We start from the raw sequence: 17995 nt of genomic DNA on the forward strand, positions 1-17995 counted from the left end.
CGAGCCGCCTCAGGAGGTTTGACGATGAGCGAGCAGCAGCCCACCTCGTGGCGCGACCGGTTCTTCGGCGGCGCCCCCGCCGCCCAGAGCGCCCCGCCGTCGGAGCCTGCCGCCTCGCCCGACGCCGAGCAGCACCCCGACGAGCGCCCCGTCGATGAGGCCGTGCCCACGACCGCGCCGCTCCAGGAGCAGCCCGCTGACGACGCCTCCACCTCGGTCGCCGAGCACGACGCGCACCAGCCGCTCGTCGAGCACGACAGCGACCCCGAGTGGACCGCCGCTGACGCCGACACCGCCGTGCTCGACGCCCACGCCGCATCCGCCGACGCCGACGCCGACCACGGCCGCGACGCCGGACACGCTGCAGGCGACGAAGCAGGCGACGACCGCACCGGCGACAGCCCGATCGAGCCGACCGTCATCGCGCCGTCCGCGCTGCGCGGCCCCTCGCACTCGGCAGCGCACCCCGACGACGCAGCGCGCCGAACGGCCGACGAGGTGCACGGCGAGGCCGCCGAGAGCTCGCTCGCGAACCCCGAGGCGACCGAGTCCAGCGAGCCGCCGGAGCTCGTCGAGCCCCGCCGGCCCTCGTTCGGCCTGCGGCGCCGGTCGGAAGCGGTCGGCAGCGACGACGAGGCAGCCGACGCGGCGCTGGCGGACGACACCACGACAGATGCATCCGACCGCGACCGCCGCGACGATGAGTCGTCGGTGCACGGCGCAGGCGCAGCCGGGCTCGCCGGGCTCGCCGGCGCTGGCGCCGCTGCGGGCTCGCGCGGCTCGGAGCGCGAGTTCGTGGAGCCGGAGCCCACGCAGGCCCTCGCGACGCACGAGCAGCCGACGCGGGCGATGGACGTGCAGGGCGACAGCCCGACCGCCGCGCAGACGCAGGTGCTGGACGCCCAGCGGGGCGACGCGGTCGACGACGACTCGCAGCGCACCGAGCGCTTCGGCATCATCCGCGACGAGGTGCCTGCGTCGTCCATCCCCGTCGACGACGAGACGGCTCGCGCTGCAGCGAGCGGCGGCACGCCCATCGTGCTCGTCGAGGAGCCGATGCCGCCGCGCCGCAAGGGTGCGCGGGGCGTCGGGTTCGCCGTCGCGCTGCTCGCGACGCTCATCTTCGGGATCGTCTTCGCAGCGGCCTACTTCGCGGTCGGCTTCCTCTTCGACCGCGACTTCAACGCGCTCGAGACGCTCGAGTCGGTGTGGCTGCGCCCGTCGTTCCTCCTGCCGGTCGTGGTCTTCTTCCTCGCGTACTGGATCCTGACGCTGCTCGTGAACCGGGCCGGCTGGTGGGCCCACGTGCTCGGCGGCTTCGTGGTCGCGCTCCTGGTCTACGCCGCGCACATCGGCGGCGCCTTCATGGAGGAGCAGGGCGGATGGGCCGGCTACACCGCGCTGCCGGGCATCGACCCGCAGGCGCTGAGCCAGCTGCTGCTCGCACCGCTGTCGGTGCTGGCGTTCGTCGTGGCGCGCGAGGTGCCCATCTGGGTCGGCGGCATCGTCGCCCGTCGCGGCCGCAAGGCTCGCGAGTGGAACCGCAAGGCGCTCGACGACTTCAACGCAGAGCACGCCGAGCGGCTCGCGGCCTACGAGCGCGCGCGCGGCTGACGCCGCCGCAGCGGATTCCGTCGGGTCCTGGTGACCGGCATCCCGTGAGCGAACTTTCTGTTCGCGCACTTCTGGCACAATGTTCCTGGCCACGGCGCGCTGGCGTGCGGTGACTGCGTGCCGCTGTGCCCGCAACTGTGGTGAAACGGGGAGCCAACGGTGTTCAGGTGGATCAGGAGCCATCGCAAGTCGACTGTCGCTGGCGCGCTCGTCACGGCGGTCTCGGTCGCGCTCGGCATCCTCGCGTTCACCTACGACGGATTCACCACCACCGACGTCGACCTGCATGACGGCGGCGTCTGGGTCACGCGCACCGACACGCAGCAGCTCGGCCGCATCAACATCCAGGCGGAGGAGCTCGACGCCGGCCTGATCTCGCCCACCGCGCGCTTCGACGTGCTGCAGGACGGCGACGACGTGATCCTCCACAACCAGGAGGCATCCGCAGCCATCGTCGTCGACCCCGTGCAGGTCGTGACGGGCACCAACGTGCAGCTGCCTGGGCAGGCCTCGATCGCCATGGGCGGCGGGACGGTCGCGATCCTCGCGCCCTCCGACGGCATGCTGTGGGTCGTCGCCTTCCCGGACATCGGCGGCTTCTCGCCCGAGAGCACCGAGCCGATCGCCGAGCTCGGCCCGGCCGGGGCGGTGGAGGTGGGTCGCGACGGCACCGTGCACGCTGTCTCGACCCGCGACGGCCAGCAGATCACGATCGCGCCGCTCGAGGAGGGCGGCTTCGCCGAGCCCGTCGTGCGCGAGCGCGGCGAGCTGCGCAGCATGCAGGAGCCGCGCGTCTCGGTGCTGGGCGGCGAGGCCGTCGTGCTCGACGCGCCGAGCTCGACGCTGCTCGTGCCGGGTGGTGCCGTGCCGGTGCCGGAGGGCGCGGCGGTGCAGATGGTGGGCGACGCCTCCGACACCGTGCTGCTCGCGACCGGCACGCAGCTCGTGCGGCAGCCGATGAGCGGCGGGGAGGCGCTGATCGAGGAGCGTCCGGGTGGCGGCGAGGCCGTGCGCCCGGTGCAGCTGAACGGCTGCGTCTACGCCGTCTGGCCCGGCAGCGCCCAGTTCCTGCGCGAGTGCCAGGGGCAGGAGCCGTCGGAGCAGCAGGTGCCCGAGATGACGGGCGCACCCGCGACCTTCCGCATCAATCGCGACGCGGTCGTGCTGAACCAGTACCAGGAGGGCTCGTCCTGGCTGCTCGCGGACACCCTGGTGCTCGTCGACAACTGGGATGACCTGCTGCCCGAGGAGTCGGACGAGACGACCGACGAGGAGGACTCGGAGTCGACCGAGGACCTGCTCACGAACCAGCCGCCGCCCCTCAACGAGGAGAACACGAAGCCCGACGCGAACGATGACCGCTTCGGCGCGCGTCCGGGCCGCTCGACGATCCTGCCGGTCCTCTGGAACGACAGCGACCCCGACGGCGACGTGCTCACCGCGCGCGTCGTCGGCGATCTGCCGGAGGGGGTCGAGGTCTCGCCCGTCTCGAACGACTCCGAGCTGCAGATCGAGCTGCCTCAGGAGTTCATCGGCGACTTCACCTTCAACTACGAGATCAGTGACGGCCGCGGCGGCGACGACACCGCGGGCGTGCAGATCGACGTGCGGGGCGAGGGCGAGAACTCGCCGCCCGAGCAGCTGCGCGCGCAGGCCTTCGCGGTCGAGCAGGGTGGCGAGTACGAGTACCAGGTGCTGAGCGACTGGGTCGACCCCGACGGCGACGACATGTACCTCACGGGCGCGACCACCGACTCCGGCGACACGATCCAGACCGATCCCTCCGGCCGGCTCATCTACACCGCCACCGGCGACGTGGGCCCGCAGACGATCGAGGTCACGGTCTCGGACGGCACCGCGCAGGCCTCCGGCACGATCGACGTCGACGTGCGCGAGCGCGGCGACGCGCCGCCGCTCGCGAACGCCGACTTCGTCAGCACGATCGAGGGCCGTGCAGCGACCATCCGCCCGATGCTGAACGACTACTCGCCCTCCGGCAGGCCGCTCCGGCTCGCCTCGGTCGAGCCGAACCCAGCCGTCGAGATGGAGTGGGACGGGCCCACGGGGACCGTCACGATCACCGAGGCGCCGGTCGGCACCCACTACCTGACCTACCTCATCGCCGAAGGGCCGCACTCGAGCCTGGGCCGCATCCGACTCGACGTGCGCACGCCGGATGACGAGGCTCGCCCCGTCGCCGTGCGCGACACCGCGCTGCTGCCGCAGCAGGGCTCGACCGTGGTCGACCTGCTCGCGAACGACGTCGACCCGGCCGGCGGCGTGCTCGTCGTGCAGCAGGTCACGATCGAGAACGCCGCGCCCATCACCGTCGAGCTGCGCGAGCGGCGCGTGGTCAGCATCCGCGACAACGGGCTCGACACGCCCTTCCAGTTCACGTACACGATCTCGAACGGCCGCTTCACCGAGACCGGCACGGTCGAGGTCATCCCGGTGGCGCCGCCCGCGCAGCCGCGCGCGCCCAAGGCTGTCGACGATGCCGCGATCGTGCGCGCCGGCGACTACGCCACCATCGACGTGCTCGCCAACGACTTCTCGCCGGACGGCACCGAGTTCCGGCTCGTCGAGGACGTCGTGCAGTCGAGCTTCGCCTCCGAGGCGGAGGGCGTGGCGTTCGTCTCCGAGGGCCGCCTCCGCGTGCACGCGCTCGTCGACGCGCCGACCAGGGCGACGATCACCTACGAGATCACCGACGAGCAGGACAACCGCGACTCGGCGACGGTCGCGGTGACGATCGTGCCCCGAGACGCCGAGCAGAACTCGCCGCCGGCACCCGAGACGGTCACCTCCCGCGTGCTCGCGGGCGCCACCGTGCGCATCCCGATCCCGCTCGACGGCATCGACCCCGACGGCGACGGCGTCGAGCTCGTCGGCTACGACACCGGCCCCGATGGTGGGCGGATCCTGCCCGAGGTGGGCCCCGACTACTTCGACTTCCAGGCCTTCCCGGATGCGGCGGGCACCGTCGAGTTCACCTACCGGGTACGGGATCGCTGGGGCGACGAGGGCACGGGATCGGTGATCATCGGCATCGCGCAGGCCGCAGACGTGAACCAGACGCCCTTCGCGCAGCCCGACCTCGTGACCGTGCGGCCCGATCGCGCGGTCGCCATCGCGGTGCTCGAGAACGACTCCGACCCCGATCAGGACCCGCTGTCGCTCAAGGTCGACGGCCTCGAGCTGCCCGACGAGCTCGCGGACGCCGAGGTCAACACCGAGCGCTCGACCGTCGACCTGCGCTCCCCGGCGGAGGAGGGCGACTACCAGTTCACCTACGTGGTCGCCGACTCGCGCGGCGCCTCGACAATCGGCACGGTGCTGCTGACCGTCTCGGAGGACGCCGAGCTGCTGCCGCCCGTCGCGCGCGACGACCCGCTGCCGCGCGACGGCGTCGAGCTCGGCGTGCCGCTCGACGTGCCGGTGCTCGAGAACGACCTCGACCCCGACGGCGACCCCTCGGAGCTCGAGCTGTCGGTCGTCACCGGTGAGGGCACCGTCGTCGACAGCGCCGTGCAGGTCGTGCCGAGCGAGGAGTTCCAGGTCGTCACCTACCGCGTGACCGACCTCGACGGCCTGACCTCCGAGGCCTTCGTCGCCGTGCCGCCGGTGCGCGACCGCGCGCCGTTCCTCGCGCGCACCGAGGCCATCCAGATCCCGTCCGGGATCCTGCAGGAGCTCCCGCTGCGCGACTGGGTGACGACGTCGAACGGCAGCGCGCCGCGCATCACCTCCGGTGAGACCGTGACCGCCGTCAACGACGACGACTCGGGCCTGATCGCCAACGCCGAGACGCTGCAGTTCCGCTCGGTCCAGGGCTACGTCGGCCCCGCATCCATCACCTTCGAGGTCACCGACGGGTCTGGCCCGGAGGACGGCAACACCGCGATGCTGACGATCCCCATCGACGTCACGCCCTCGAGCGTCATCGCGCCCGTGTTCAACGGCGCGATGCTGCGCCCGGTCGCGGGCGAGGATGCCGTGCAGTACGACCTGCGCGACGCGACCGTCGACCCCGACCCCGGCGACCTCGAGGCGATGGACTACCGCTTCGTCGGCGGCGCCATGAACGGCGTCGAGACCTCGCTCGACGGCTCGGTGTTCACGGCGCGCGCGCAGGTCGACACCCCGCCGGGCTCGACCGGCTCCTTCCAGATCGTCGCCATCGACCCCCACGGCAACGAGGCCCCCGGCACCGTGCTCGTCGAGGTCGTGCCGACCAACCGGCCGATGGCGATGGCACGGCCCGACAGCGGCGAGGCGACCCAGGGCGTCGCGCTCACCACCGACGTCATCGCGAACGACTTCAACCCCTTCGCGGGGGACGGGCTGCCGCTGCGCGTCATCTCGGCAGAGGTCGTCGCAGGCGAGGGCCAGCCCTCGTTCACCGACCGCGAGGTGACGGTGACGCCGGGCTCCGACTTCTCGGGCGTGCTGACGGTGCGCTACACCGTGCAGGACGCGACCGAGCTGACGCAGCGCCAGGTGACGGGCACCCTCACGCTCAACGTGAAGGGCCGGCCGGATGCGCCGGCGCGTCCGAACGTCGATGCGGTCGGCGACTCGGAGGTGACGCTCACCTGGGCGCCGCCGGCCTCGAACGGCGCGCCGATCACGGGCTACCTCGTGCAGTCGGCCGACGGCGCGGTCTCGCAGGCGTGCTCGGCGACGACCTGCCTGATCGAGGGGCTGACGAACAACGTCACCTACACGTTCCGAGTGGTCGCGCAGAACGAGGTCGGCGACTCCGACCCCTCCGCCCCCTCTCGCGAGGCGCGGCCGGATGTGCGCCCCGAGCAGCCGGCGCCCCCGCAGGTCGAGCGCGGCGACACGCAGCTGGCGCTCGCCTGGGAGGCACCGGTCAACAACGGTTCGCCGATCCAGCACTACGTCGTCGAGATCTCGCCGCCCGCGCCGAACGGAGCCGTGCAGCAGCAGGTGCAGGGCCTCAACTACACCTGGACCGGGCTCGCGAACGGCACCGCGTACACCTTCCGGATCCAGGCGGTGAACCTCGCGGTCGAGCCGAGCGACTTCTCGGCGAGCTCGCGGGCCACCGTGCCCGCCGGCCGTCCCTTCCCCGTCGGGCAGCCCTCGGCGACGATCGACCGCTCGATCCCCGGCGAGGTGCAGATGAGCGTGACGTGGGGCGCGGCCGACGGCAACGGCGACGCCGTGCGCAGCTACACCGTCACCTCGACGACGGGGCTCACGCAGACCGTCAGCGGCACCACGGCCAACTTCTCCGGTGTGCCGGCGGACGGCAGCAACATCACCTTCCAGGTCGTGGCCGAGAACACGGTCGGCGCGAGCGACGCGTCGCCGGCCTCCGAGGCCCGGCGCGCGGTGACGGCGCCGGCTGCGCCGAGCGGTGTCACGACCGTCGACGGCGACACCCGAGCGCAGGTCTCCTGGCAGCCCGGCTCCCGCAACGGTCTCCGCGCCGAGGAGGTGTCGTTCCAGGTCCGCGGCGGCGGTGCGGGCGAGCAGACCCTCGCCTCCGGCGGCTGGTACACCGGCATGAACAACAACGGCGGGCCCTACGTGCTCGAGGTGCGCGCCTCCGCGATGATCGACGGGCAGCTCTACTCGAGCCCGTGGACGCCCCAGAGCGGCCAGGCGCGCCCCTTCGGGCCGCCGCCCATCCCGCAGGCCTCGGTGACGGGCCAGATCGAGCAGGTCACGTTCAACTACGCCCCGCCCGGTGGCACGAACGGCCGCCCGCTCGACCGCCTCGAGTACGTGCTGAACGACAACCCGAACGACTGGACCGCGGTGCGTCCCGCCAGCTCCGGGTCGTTCTCCATGCCGCGCGACCCCGCGATCCAGGCGTGCATCCGCGTGCGCGTGTTCGACACCGAGGGCACGGAGTCCGAGCACATCGTCGCTTGCGGCAACGCGAAGCCGAAGCCGCAGCCCCAGCTCTCGCTGAGCGGCGGTGCGCTCGTCGATCTCCCGGGCCAGCCCGGCATCCGGGCCCGGAACTTCGTGCTGACGTACAGCGACCTGCCACCGGCGACGTACAACTACACCTGTCACGGCCCGCCAGGCCAGTTCCAGCAGGGGCAGTGGACGAACTCGAGCTCGTCCGGCACGACGGCCCGTGACCGCTACGTGTTCTGCGGCAACAGCAACGGTGGCCCGTACACGCTGATCCTCTCGAGGAACGGCTCTGAGGTCGGTCGTGCGACCGGCAACTGGAGCGCCACCCCGTGATCAACCCACCTCGTACCGAAGGAAGTCCCTCATGACCGCTATGACCCGCGAGCAGGCGACCTGGTTCGCCGAGACGTTCACCCGACTCGTCGACAACGTCGGCTCCGTCGTGCTCGGCAAGGAGGACGTCATCCGGCTCGCCTTCACGGCGATGCTCGCGGAGGGCCACCTGCTGCTCGAGGACGCCCCCGGCACGGGCAAGACCCAGCTCGCGAAGTCGATGGGCGCCACGGTGCAGGGCACGAACCACCGCATCCAGTTCACCCCCGACCTGCTGCCCTCGGACGTCACGGGCGTGACGGTGTACGACCAGAAGGCGCAGTCGTTCGAGTTCCACAAGGGGCCGATCTTCGCCTCGATCGTGCTCGCCGACGAGATCAACCGCGCGAGCCCGAAGACGCAGTCGGCGCTGCTGGAGGTCATGGAGGAGGGCCGAGTGACGGTCGACGGCACCCCCTACGAGGTCGGCCGACCCTTCATGGTCATCGCGACGCAGAACCCGATCGAGCAGGCGGGCACCTACCGGCTCCCCGAGGCGCAGCTCGACCGCTTCCTCATGAAGACCTCGATCGGCTACCCGGGCCGCGAGCAGACCGTGCGGATCCTCGCGGGCTCCTCGAACCGCAACGCCTCCTCGACCGTCGAGCCCGTCATCACGACCGGCGCGATCGCCGAGATGATCGACCTCGGCGCGACCGTGCACGTCGACGAGGCGGTCCTCGACTACGTGGCGCAGCTCTCCGAGCACACGCGCGAGTCGAAGGACACGCGCCTGGGCGTCTCGGTGCGCGGCGCGATGGCGCTCGTGCGCGCCGTCAAGGTGTGGGCCGCGGCGAAGGGCCGCGCCTACGTGCTGCCCGACGACGTCAAGCAGCTCGCGCAGTCGGTGTGGGCGCACCGCATCGTGATCGACCCGGAGGCCGAGTTCTCCGGCGTCACGGGCGACCGCATCATCGACCGCGCCATCGCAGATGTCTCGGCGCCGCAGGACCGGCAGAACGCTGCATGACGACGGCGCCCCAGCGGGCGACGTCTGCACCCGCCCCTGACACCGACACCGGCTCCCGCGCCGGCTCGACGCCCACCGACACCACCGCATCCGGCACCACTCGGCTGCGGCGCACGGTGCAGCGCGAGCGCACGCCGCTGCAGCGCCTCGCGGCCCGCGTCGTCGGTGACGACTCCGTCTTCAGTGCCGGGGCGAGGGCGGGTGTCGGCTGGCTGCGTCGCACGGTGTGGCCGTTCGTCGAGCCCATCACGGGGTTCGGATGGGCGGTGCTGCTCGGCACGATCGCGACCCTGGTGGTCGGCATCGCGCTGGGATGGAAGGAGCTCATCGTCATCGGCGTCGTCGGCACGCTGCTGCTCGCTGCCGCCATCGCCTTCATCATCGGGCGCAACCGCTACCGCATCGAGCTCGACCTCGCCTACACGCGCGTCGTCGTGGGGGAGCGCGCGCTCGGGCGCATCGAGATCCACTCCGCATCGCAGAAGCCGCTGCTGCCCGCCACCATCGAGGTGCCGGTCGGCAGGGCGCTCGCGTCCTTCCACCTGCCGCGCATGAAGCCGGGCGACGTGCACGAGGACGTGTTCGCCATCCCGACGAGCCGGCGCACGATCCTGCAGGTCGGCCCCGTGCGCTCGGTGCGGGGCGACCCCGTGGGCCTGCTGCGGCGGCAGGTGAAGTGGACCGACCCGGTGGAGCTGTTCGTGCACCCGAAGACGGTGCAGCTCGACGAGACCGCGCCGGGCCTGATCCGCGACCTCGAGGGCATCACGACCCGCGATCTCACCAACAGCGACATGGCCTTCCACGCGCTGCGCGACTACGTGCCCGGTGACGACCGCCGCTACATCCACTGGAAGTCCTCTGCGCGCACCGGCACCCTCATGGTGCGGCAGTTCGAGCAGACCCGGCGCAGCGTGCTGGCGCTCGGCCTCTCGACCTCGCCGGAGGACTACGCAGACCCGCTCGAGTTCGAGACGGCGATCTCCATCCTCGGCTCGCTGGGCCTGCAGGCTGTGCGCGACGAGATGGATGTGGTGGTGCAGACCTCGAAGCGCACGCTGCCCGCGACCTCCGGCAAGCGCCTCCTCGACGCGCTCTCGGGCGTCGAGTGGTCGCCCCGGCACGACCGCTTCCTCGACCTCGCCGCGACGATCGCGCAGCAGCACGCCGGTGCCTCCGTCATCATGCTCCACGCCGGAGCGACGGTCGACCCCGCACTCGTGCGCCGCGCGCGCACCCTGCTGCCCGCGCAGGCGCGGGTGATCGCGTTCACGGTCGTCAAGGGCGCGAAGCCCAGGCTCCAGCCGATGGGCGACACCTCGCTCGCCACCCTCGGCACCGTCTCCGACCTGCCGCGCGTCATGCGAGGAGTGGCACTCCAGTGAGCGAGACCCGCATGCTGCCCCGCAGCCCCAGGCAGGCGGCGATCGACTGCGCCGCGATCTTCGTCATCGGCCTCGCCGCCACGCTCTCGTTCTGGCCCGTGTTCGGCGGCACCGCCGTGCTCGCGGCCGGCATCGGCGGCACGCTCCTCGGCATCGCAGTCGGCGTCGCCACCTCGCTGCGCCCGCTGCGCGGTTGGCTCATGACCGCTGCGGGCGTCGTGCTCGCGCTCGTGCTCTTCGGCCCGGCGCTCGCCGTGCCGCGCAAGACGATCGGCGGCGTCCTGCCGACGCTCGACGCGTGGCAGGAGCTGCTGCTCGGCGTCGTCTTCTCCTGGAAGGGCCTGCTGACCGCCCAGCCGCCCGCCGAGGGCTTCCCCAGCCTCCTCGTCGTGCCCTTTCTGACGCTGCTCGTGACCTCGGCGCTCGCGACCGTGCTCGCGCTGCGCCTCGAGCGCGGCGCCCCCTTCGCGATGCTCCCCGGCATCGTCGCCCTCGTCGTGGGCATCGCGTTCGGCACGAAGTCGCCCTTCTGGCCTGCGCTGCTCGGCATCGTCGTGGCCGGCGTCATCATCGCCTGGTGGGCCTGGCGCCGCGCAGGCTGGCGCACCGGGCTCAACGACGAGGTCGAGGTCACGAACGACACCCGCTTCCGCGGCCGCGCGCGCAAGCAGCGCACGCAGGGCGCGATCGGCATGATCGTGGCCGCCGTGGTGCTCGCCGGTGCCGTCAGCATCCCGATCCAGCCGGCGAGCCGCGCGGTGCTGCGCGACACCGTCGAGCCGCCGATCGAGCTCGCCGAGTACCCGAGCCCGCTCGCGGGCTTCCGCAACTGGCACAAGAACTTCGAGGACTCCACGCTGATGACCGTCAGCGGCATGCCAGAGGGGTCCCGCCTGCGCCTGGCGACCTTCGACTACTACGACGGCTCGGTCTTCGCGGTCGCCGGCACGCAGGAGTCCTCCGGCTCCGGCTCCTTCGCCCGCATCGGCGACGCCGTCGACGTGCAGCAGACCGGCACGCCCGCGACGGTGCGCGTCGAGCTGGAGGACTACTCGGGCATCTGGGTGCCCGACGTGGGGTTCATCCAGTCGCTGCGCTTCGAGGGCCCCCGCGAGCAGGCGCTGCAGGGCTCGCTGCACTACAACGGCCAGACCGGCACCGCGATCGCGCTCGAGGGCCTCGGCACCGGCGACGCCTACGAGCTCGAGGCGATCGTGCCGGCGCAGCCGGCGCACGAGGCGCTCGAGGGCTCGACGGTCACCGACGTCTCCGTCCCCGACCCGGTCGTGGTCCCCGACCTGCTGCAGGCCTGGGTCGCCACCTGGGGCAACGAGGGGCAGAACCAGCTCGAGAACATCCTCAACATGCAGCGGCTGATGCAGAACGGCGCCTTCAGCCACGGCCTCGAGGACGACACGATCCCCTCCCTGGCCGGGCACGGCGCATCCCGACTGCAGTCGATGTTCGACCGCGACGTGCTCGTCGGCGACGACGAGCAGTACGCGACCGCCTTCGCCCTCGCGCTGAACCGCATCAACGTGCCGGCGCGCGTCGTCATGGGCATCTACCCCGACGACGGCTTCAGCGGCGGCACGGAGCCGGTGCAGCTGACCGGTGGCGACATGCACGCATGGGTCGAGGTGCCCTTCGAGGGGCACGGATGGGTCAGGTTCGACCCGACGCCGCCGGAGGACAACGACGACATCCAGCCGGAGCCCGAGCCGGAGCCCGACCCCAAGCCGCAGGTGCTGCAGCCGCCGCAGCCGCCGGAGGAGCCGGCCGACATGTCGCCCGACACCGTCGCCGACGAGGGCGAGGAGGAGGAAGAAGAGGTCGAGGACGCCTCCTGGGTCATGTGGCTGTGGGTCGCTGGTGGCGTGCTGCTGCTCCTGCTGCTGCTCGCCTCGCCCTTCATCGTGGTGGGAGCGATCAAGGCTGCGCGCTGGCGTCGCCGCTACCGCGCTGCGCGCGAGAGCGACCGCCTCTCCGGCGGTTGGCACGAGGTGGTCGACCACGCGGTCGACCTGGGCCTCCCGGTGCCAGCGGGCGTCACCCGGCGCGAGGTCGCCGGCTTCGTCGAGGGTCGCTACCCTCGATCCAGAGCGACCGAGATCGGGGCGTTCGTCGACGAGGGCGTCTTCGGCCCTGGCGAGCCCGCCAAGGAGGAGGTCGACGCGTTCTGGCTCGATGTCGAGCGGAGCGTGCAGGGCATGCGCGCCGAGGCGAAGCCGAGCAGGCGGCTGCTCGGCAGGCTGTCGCTGCGATCGTTCGCACGACGGAGGAAGGAGCGGAGGCGCCGATGATCTGGGAGATCGAGGACAACCGCACGGTCATCGAGGGCCTCGACGAGCACGGCAGGCCCGACCCGGCCTATGCCGCAGCGCTCGGGCTGAAGCCGGCGCCCCTGGGGCGCCGCGTCGCCGCGTCGCTCATCGAGTTCGCGATGTTCGCCTTCCTGCAGCTGCCCTACTGGATCGTCGCCGTGCCGACCCTCGTCAAGGTGGCGACCGGCGCGATCTCGCCCTCCGGCTTCCTCAGCCATCCCGACTTCTTCTGGATGGTCATCGCCACCGCCATCTCAGCGGCCCTGACCCTCGCCTTCGTGGTCGTGCAGCTGGTCCTCCACGCGCGCAGGGGCGTGACGCTCGGCAAGGCCATGCTCGGCATCCGCTCGGTGCACGTGAAGACGCTCGCGAAGCCGGGCTTCGGCAGGGTGGTGCTGCGCGCGCTCGTCATGTACGCGAGCTTCTTCGTGCCGGTCGTCGGCCCGGCGCTGTTCTTCTCGTCGGTGTTCTTCGACGGTGAGAAGCGCGGCCGCAGCTGGCTCGACAAGGTCGGCGCCACCTGGTTCGTCGACGTCAAGCAGGGGCTCGACCCGTACCACGAGAAGCGGATGCGCATCGCGCGCAAGACGGTCAGCGCAGAGCCCGAGGCGGCCAAGTCCGAGCTGCCCTCGCTGGCGACGCCGGCCGAGCGGATGGGGCAGGCCTACCGGCCCGGCGCCCGCCTGAGCTCTGGCGTCGTGGGCGCCGCGCGCCCGCAGGAGCCCGGCCGGCCGCAGGTCGGGCTCGCGGGCCAGGCGCCGGCGGAGCCGGTGCCGTCGCAGACCGTGCCGGGCATGCCGGCCGGCGGCGCGCGACTCGGCGGCTATCGGCCAGGCGAGCTGAGCGGCCGCAGCGCGCCCAGCGCGCCCGCCCAGCCGACGCCCGCGTCCACGCCTGCGCCCGCGTCTGCGCCCGTCGCGCCGGCCACGTCCGTGAGCGGCATCGTCGACAGCGTGCCGGGGCGCGAGCGCGCTGCGCAGGCGCCGGCGTACGCTCCCGCACCGCTGGCCCAGCCGGCCGCCCAGCCACCCGCATCCATGCCCCCGGCGCCCGCTGCGGCCGCAGCGCATCCGCCGAGCGCGATCGACGACGCGACGGTCATCGAGCCGGACTACGAGGACCTCGGCGGCACCGGCGTCGCGGGCGCCGTCGCGGGCGGCGCCGAGGTCGACGACAGCACCATCCGCCGCGTCGAGATCGGGCAGGACGACGACGAGGACCTCGACGTCACGCGCGCGCGCCCGAGCGCCCGGGCGGCGGTCGCGACGCTCGTCTTCGACACGGGCGACCGCTTCGCGATCACGGGCGCGGCGCTGGTGGGCCGGAACCCCGCGCCGACTGCCGGCGAGGTCGTCGAGCACCTGCTGCCGATCGCGGACGACACGCGCTCCATCTCGAAGACGCACCTGCTGATCGCGACGACCCCGCTCGCAGCGATCGACCGCGCGTCGACGAACGGCTCGAGCGTGATCCGCGCGGGTGTCGAGCACGAGCTCGAGCCCGGCGTGCCGTTCCCGCTCGCGGTCGGCGACGCCATCCGGTTCGGCGACCGCACGGTGGTCGTCGAGCCGGCCGCTGCAGGCGGAGCAGCGGGAGCCGCATCGTGAGCGCGGTCGGGGAGTTCCGGTTCAGCCACCCGTCGATCTCGCTGCGCTGGGCCGGTGCCACGCACGCCGGCATGCGCCGCACCGTCAACGAGGATTCCGTCTTCGCATCGTTCCCGGTCTTCGTCGTAGCCGACGGGATGGGCGGGCACGCGGCCGGCGATGTCGCGAGCACGCTCGCGATCGAGGCGTTCCGCAGCCTGAAGGGCCGCACGCTCGCCGATGTCGAGTGCGTCGAGGATGCCGTGGAGCGGGCCTTCGCGTCGCTCGAGGAGCGCTCGCAGGGCGAGCCGATCGGCGGTTCGACGCTGTCGGGATCGGTCCTCGTCGACGTCGAGGGCGTCGCGCACTGGCTGATCCTCAACATCGGCGACTCGCGCACCTACCTCTTCGAGCAGGGCTCCATGCAGCAGGTGACGGTCGACCACTCGGTCGTGCAGGAGATGGTCGAGACCGGTGCCCTGCGCCGCGCCGATGCTCGCACCCACCCGCACCGCAACGTCATCACGCGCGCGCTCGGCGCCGGGGAGCGCCAGCCGGTCGACGTCTGGCTGCGGCCCGCCGAGCGCGGTCAGCGGCTGCTGGTGTGCTCCGACGGCCTCACGGGCGAGGTCGAGGATGCCGAGATCGCCGAGATCCTCGGCGACGTCTCGTCGCCCGCCGCGGCCGTCGCGCTGCTGATGCGCCGCGCGCTCGACGCCGGCGCCTCCGACAACGTCTCCGTCGTCGTGGTCGACGTCGATGCGGTCGCCCTCGCCGACGAGGAGCTCTTCGACACGCACGTGCAGTCGCTCGACGACACCATCCCGAGGAAGGCGCTCCCATGAACGCAACCAGCGGAGCCGCCGAGGTGCGGGACGGCGCGCGGGTCGCCTATGCCCCCGGAGAGGCGTGGTGCGTCGCGGCCGGCCGCGTGGTCCTCGTCTGCGAGCGCGACCTCACGCCGGCTCGCGCCACGGCGCTGCACGCCGACATCGCGGCGGTCGACTCGATCGACGCGCTGCGCACGCTGCTCGAGGCAGAGCCGACGGCGCTCACCGGTCTGATCGACCTCGAGGGCGGCCGCGCGCTGCTGCGCCGCCACGGCGTGCCGGCGATGGCGGGCGAGGCGCCGCTGATCGACCGCTTCGGCGCCGAATGGGCGCTCGACGAGACGAGCGCCCAGCAGCCCGTCGCGGCCGGCGGGCTCGGCTCGCTCGCCACCGGCACGCTGCCGCTCGACGGCGGCGTGGTGCGCGTCTCGGCGGTGCGCGTCGCCCCTCGGGCGGCGGATGCGTCGGCCGACGTCGCGGAGCCGGCTCCCGTCGACGAGGCGGTCACCGAGGAGCCGTCCAGCTTCGGCGCCTTCGGGCAGACGCTGCCGCCTGCTGCCCGGGCGGAGGCGGTGCCGGAGCCGGGGCGTGCGCCCGGGCCGGAGCATGCGCCCGAGCCCGAGCCCGAGCCCGAGCCCGAGCCGGAGCCTGCGCCCGCCGAGCCCGAGCCTGCCCCCGAGCCGGAGTCGCAGCCGGTGCCAGAGCCCGCGCCTGCGCCCGCACCCGAGCCCCGCAACCCCATCGGGGGCCTCATCGACTCGGTGCCGGGCTTCATCAAGCCAGCCGTCGACCTCCACGCGAGCGCGACGGCACCCGCTGCCTCCGAGCCGCGGTCCGCTCCTGCGCCCGAGCCCGCTGCGGTGACGCAGCCCACCGCCGCTGCGCAGCCGGCTCCCGCCGCGCAGCCCGCTCCGGTCGCCGCGCCTGCGCCCGACCTCGGCGATCACGACGGCATGACCATCACGGCCGAGCAGGCTCGCGCGCTGCACGAGCAGCGGCAGCAGGGCGCGAGCCCCGAGGCGCCCGCCCCGACCGCCGTCGAGGCGACGCCACCGGCGACCGGCCCGCTCGTGCTCTCGACGCTCTGCCCCACCGGGCACGTCAACGCCCCCGGCACGAGGCAGTGCAGCCAGTGCGGCGCGCCGATCGACGAGGGCTCGGCCGCGCAGCGCCGCCGCCCGGAGGTCGCCGTCGCAGCCATGCCCTCCGGCGAGCGCGTGCCGCTCGGCCGCGGCGTCGTGATCGGCCGCCGCCCACGCAGCCGGCGTGTCGAGGATGGCCGCGTGCCGCGGCTCGTGACCGTCGAGAGCCCTGGCGAGGACATCTCGCGCAGCCACGTGGAGCTGCGCGTCGAGGACTGGAACCTCGTCGCCGTCGACCTGAGCTCCACGAACGGCACGCTCCTGCTGCGCGAGGGCGCTGCTCCGCAGCGACTGCGGCCAGAGGTCTCGACCATCCTGCAGCTCGGCGATCGGCTCGACCTCGGCGATGGCCAGGTCGTCACGATCGAGCCGGCGCCGTGAGCCCGAAGCGCGCGCCGTCCGCTCCGCCAGCGCTGCCCGGCTACGACTACGTCTCGCTGCTGGGCTCCGGCGGCTTCGCCGACGTCTTCCTCTACCAGCAGCTGCTGCCGTCGCGGAAGGTGGCGGTCAAGGTGCTGCTGCCCGACACCGTCAACCGCCAGCTGATCGAGAACTTCCGCCACGAGGCGAACGTGATGGCGCAGCTGTCGACGCATCCCTCGATCGTCACGATCTACGGCGCTGCGGTCGCGCCCGACGGGCGCCCCTTCCTCGCGATGGAGTACTGCCCGAAGCCCAACCTGGGCGTGCGCTACCGACGCGACCGCTTCTCGGTGCCGGAGGTGCTCGCCCTCGGCGTGCAGATCGCCGGCGCCGTCGAGACGGCGCACCGCGCGGGCATCCTGCACCGCGACATCAAGCCGGCGAACATCCTCGTCACCGCCTACAACCGCCCTGCGCTGACCGACTTCGGCATCGCGACGAGCGGTGGCGCCGAGGACGACGCGAGCGGCATGTCGATCCCGTGGTCGCCCCCGGAGGCGTTCCTCGAGCCGCCCGGGTCGACCCCCGCATCCGATGTCTTCTCGCTCGCGGCGACGCTCTTCACGCTGCTCGCCGGCCGCACGCCGTTCGAGCTGCCCGGCGGCAGCAACACGAGCGTCGACCTCATCGACCGCATCCAGCGGGGCGAGATCGCGCCGCTCGCGCGCCACGACGTGCCGCAGCGACTCGAGGCCGTGCTGGCCTCGGCGATGGACCCGGAGCCCTCGCGCCGCCATCAGAGCGCGATGGCGTTCGGCCGCGCGCTGCAGCAGGTCGAGGCCGAGATGGCGCTGCCCGTCACGCCCCTCGACGTGCTGGACGACTCGCTCGAGCCCGAGGAGGTCGACGAGGAGGACGGCGGTGCCACCCGCATCCGCGGCGTCGTCTCGATCGACCCGCACGCCGGCGAGGCCCCGCTGCAGCAGGCGGTCGGTGGGATGGCCGCGGCGCCCGACGCCACCATCCGCCGCGCGCCCGCCGCGCCCGCGCAGCCTGCCCCCGCACCGCAGGCCGCGCCCGAGCAGCCGCGCTCGAAGCGCAAGACGGTCTTCGCGATCGTCGGCGCGGCCGTCGTGGCGCTGCTCGGCTTCGGGATCGTGTGGCTGGCGCTCACCGCTGGTGACGAGCCCGCGCCGCAGGCGAACCCCAGCCAGTCGGTGGCGCCGCCCGCAGCGCCCCAGCGGCCCGCGGCGCCGATCAACGTGAGCGGCGTCGTCGACGGCGACTCGGTCACCTTCACGTGGGTCAACCCGCAGCCCCAGGGCGGCGACGCGTTCCAGTACCGCTACGAGCGCAGCGACGCCGACCCCGTCACGGCGCAGACGGCGACGGAGTCGGTGACGCTCGAGCGGGACCCGGACGGCGAGTCGTGCATCCTGGTGCGACTGGTGCGCGACGACGGCAGGTCGTCCAACGACATGGAGGGGTGTGCGCGTGGGTGATGAGGCTGC

General features: G+C 72.9%; 9 protein-coding genes. All 9 read left to right on the forward strand.

The features are described from left to right. Window positions 1-24 precede the first annotated feature (24 nt). On the forward strand, window positions 25-1614 hold the full coding sequence (locus BQ6202_RS14355) for a DMT family transporter (RefSeq protein WP_072315031.1): 1590 nt from the start codon (window positions 25-27) through the stop codon (window positions 1612-1614). Between the two features lie 159 nt (window positions 1615-1773). Next, window positions 1774-7845, forward strand: coding sequence for an Ig-like domain-containing protein (locus BQ6202_RS14360; protein WP_072315032.1), 6072 nt, complete (start codon window positions 1774-1776; stop codon window positions 7843-7845). Between the two features lie 31 nt (window positions 7846-7876). Continuing rightward, on the forward strand, window positions 7877-8854 hold the full coding sequence (locus tag BQ6202_RS14365) for an AAA family ATPase (RefSeq protein ID WP_072315033.1): 978 nt from the start codon (window positions 7877-7879) through the stop codon (window positions 8852-8854). Then, complete coding sequence (locus tag BQ6202_RS14370; protein ID WP_083587318.1) at window positions 8851-10239, forward strand: DUF58 domain-containing protein; 1389 nt, start codon at window positions 8851-8853, stop codon at window positions 10237-10239. Before BQ6202_RS14365 ends, BQ6202_RS14370 begins: the two co-directional genes overlap by 4 nt. Beyond that, complete coding sequence (locus BQ6202_RS14375; protein WP_072315034.1) at window positions 10236-12542, forward strand: transglutaminase TgpA family protein; 2307 nt, start codon at window positions 10236-10238, stop codon at window positions 12540-12542. Before BQ6202_RS14370 ends, BQ6202_RS14375 begins: the two co-directional genes overlap by 4 nt. Next, window positions 12539-14170 (forward strand): RDD family protein, encoded by a 1632-nt coding sequence (locus BQ6202_RS14380; RefSeq protein WP_072315035.1) that lies wholly within the window; start codon window positions 12539-12541, stop codon window positions 14168-14170. The genes BQ6202_RS14375 and BQ6202_RS14380 overlap by 4 nt, the downstream gene beginning before the upstream one ends. Beyond that, window positions 14167-14994: a PP2C family protein-serine/threonine phosphatase gene (locus tag BQ6202_RS14385; protein WP_143143755.1), complete on the forward strand. Its 828-nt coding sequence runs from the start codon at window positions 14167-14169 to the stop codon at window positions 14992-14994. Before BQ6202_RS14380 ends, BQ6202_RS14385 begins: the two co-directional genes overlap by 4 nt. Beyond that, window positions 14991-16502: an FHA domain-containing protein gene (locus tag BQ6202_RS14640; protein WP_083587319.1), complete on the forward strand. Its 1512-nt coding sequence runs from the start codon at window positions 14991-14993 to the stop codon at window positions 16500-16502. Before BQ6202_RS14385 ends, BQ6202_RS14640 begins: the two co-directional genes overlap by 4 nt. Then, complete coding sequence (locus tag BQ6202_RS14400) at window positions 16499-17986, forward strand: serine/threonine-protein kinase (RefSeq protein ID WP_072315036.1); 1488 nt, start codon at window positions 16499-16501, stop codon at window positions 17984-17986. The genes BQ6202_RS14640 and BQ6202_RS14400 overlap by 4 nt, the downstream gene beginning before the upstream one ends. Window positions 17987-17995 lie beyond the last annotated feature (9 nt).

This window comes from Agrococcus sp. Marseille-P2731, assembly GCF_900117395.1.
Taxonomy (GTDB): Bacteria; Actinomycetota; Actinomycetes; order Actinomycetales; family Microbacteriaceae; genus Agrococcus.

Coding starts and splice junctions, on each gene's coding strand:
- BQ6202_RS14640 (WP_083587319.1), top strand. CDS start 14,991: ATGAACGCAACCAGCGGAGCCGCCGAGGTGCGGGACGGCGCGCGGGTC.
- BQ6202_RS14370 (WP_083587318.1), top strand. CDS start 8,851: ATGACGACGGCGCCCCAGCGGGCGACGTCTGCACCCGCCCCTGACACC.
- BQ6202_RS14355 (WP_072315031.1), top strand. CDS start 25: ATGAGCGAGCAGCAGCCCACCTCGTGGCGCGACCGGTTCTTCGGCGGC.
- BQ6202_RS14365 (WP_072315033.1), top strand. CDS start 7,877: ATGACCGCTATGACCCGCGAGCAGGCGACCTGGTTCGCCGAGACGTTC.
- BQ6202_RS14380 (WP_072315035.1), top strand. CDS start 12,539: ATGATCTGGGAGATCGAGGACAACCGCACGGTCATCGAGGGCCTCGAC.